The sequence below is a fragment of the Phenylobacterium sp. genome, assembly GCF_031412415.1.
Lineage (GTDB): Bacteria > Pseudomonadota > Alphaproteobacteria > Caulobacterales > Caulobacteraceae > Phenylobacterium.
The window spans coordinates 1-1,915 of record NZ_JANOCX010000172.1 but is presented as its reverse complement, the minus strand read 5'-3'; the positions used below and the strand labels follow the sequence as shown (position 1 = coordinate 1,915).

The following is a 1,915-nucleotide window of genomic DNA, read 5'->3' as shown; positions in this document are numbered from 1 at the left end:
GCGGCCGCGAAATGGCGCTGGTAGCCGAGGCGGATCATCATCGGGATGGTGAGCGAGCCGACCGTCACCGTGTTGGCGATGGAGGAGCCCGAGATCATGCCGAATAGCGCCGAGCCGAAGATCGAGATCTTGGCGGGCCCGCCCGCATAGCGGCCCGCGAGGCACGAGGCGAGATCGATGAAGAGCTTACCGAGGCCAACGCGCGTGGCGAGCACGCCGAACAGCACATAGTGGAACACGTATGTGGCAACGACGCCAAGCGCGATGCCGTAGATGCCCTGGCTGGTGAGATAGAGGTGGTTGAAGATGTTGGACCAGCTGGCGCCCGGATGCTTGAGGATGCCCGGCATGGCGGTGCCGAAATAGGCATAGAGCATCACGCCGATGGCGATGACGGGAAGCGGCCAGCCGACGGACCGGCGCGTCGCCTCGAGCAGCGTGACGATCAGGATCGTCCCCATGGCCACATCGATCGGCGACGGGTTGCCGACCCGGAAGGCGAGCTCGTTGAAGATCCAGGGCACGTAGAGGCTCGCGACCGCAGCCGCGGCCGCCAGCACCCAATCCGCGAGAGCGATGCCCCCCGGACGGTACCGGGTCGAGGGCAGGAGCTCGTCCTGCCGGGCCTTGGTGGCCGTGAAGACGAGGAAGATCAGACCCAGCACGAAGGCCATGTGGATGCCGCGGTGCGTCGTCTCCCGCAGCAGGCCAAATCCCGCCGTGTAGTAGTGGAAGGCCGACAGGGCGAGAAGAAGCCCCCCGACGGCCCAGGCGGTCGCCGGCAGGAGCGGCCGAAACCGCATTTCCGGATCGAACTTCTCCTCGAGGCTGCGGGCATCCGGGATTGCGTCAGCGTCGGCCGGTAGGACATCGGCGCGGGCGGCATGGGCCATGAGCGTATCGTCCGGGGCGGGCATTGCTGCAGATGAAAGAGCCTCCCGCGGCGGGCCGCAGGAGGTAGGATCACGATCGGTGGGTCATGGGCCGGATTAGGCCTTGGAGAGTCCGGCTTCCTTGTAGAAGCGCTCGGCGCCCACATGGATGGGAATGCCCGCGCCCTGGAGCGCGGTTTCCTTACGGATGAGCTTGCCCTTGGCGTGGCCCGCATCGAGGGCGGCCCTGGTCTTGTCGCTCCACAGGCCCTTCACGACCTCATAGACGACCGCATCGGGCACCTTGGCGGAGGCGATCCACTGGGCGCCGACCGCAAGGGTCTTCACCGCGCCCACGTTCTTGTAGGTGTTGGCCGGGATCTCGTCCGCCGCAAAGAAGGTGTACTGCTTGCGGATCGCCTCCGCCTGCTGTCCGTCGAGGGGTACGAGATCGACGCCGCCGCCGGTTGCCGCAAGCTCGGTGATGGCGCTCGTCGGATAGCCGCCGACGAAGAAGAACGCATCCATGCCGCCGTCGCGCATCTTCTCGGCTGCTTGGTTCGGCTTCAGGAAGTCCGCCTTGACGTCGCTTTCCTTCATGCCCCAGCCCGCGAGGATGATGCGGGAATCCACGAGCGTGCCCGAGCCCGGCTCGTCCATGGAGACGCGCTTGCCCTTGAGATCCGCGACCGACTTGATGTTCGCGGATTTGGCGGCGACGAGGTGGATGCTCTCTGGATAGAGGTTCGCGATGAGGCGCAGGTCGTCCATCTTGCCCTTGCCCTCGAAGAGGCCGGTGCCCGAATGGGCCCAGAAGGCGACGTCCGCCTGGCTGAAGCCGGATTCGAGCGCCCCGGAGGCGATGGCGTTCACGTTCGCCACGGAGCCATTGGAGGCCTGGGCGGTGAGGACGAGGTTTGGCGGATTCGAGATCGCGTTCGCGATGAGGCCGCCGACCGGGTAATAGGTGCCCGCGGTGCCGCCAGTCCCGATGCGGAAGAAGGCCGGGGTCTGGGCGAAGGCACTTCGGCCAGGAGACCGAC

At 66.5% G+C, this 1,915-nt stretch carries 2 protein-coding genes; both read right to left on the bottom strand.

Features of this window, described 5'->3' with window-relative positions:
• A partial coding sequence (locus RMO04_RS08330; protein WP_309644318.1) for a TRAP transporter large permease subunit occupies nt 1–893 on the bottom strand: 893 nt, incomplete at its 3' end.
• 96 nt (nt 894–989) lie between these two features.
• On the bottom strand, nt 990–1,915 hold a 926-nt coding region (locus tag RMO04_RS08325; protein ID WP_309644317.1), incomplete at its 5' end, for a TAXI family TRAP transporter solute-binding subunit.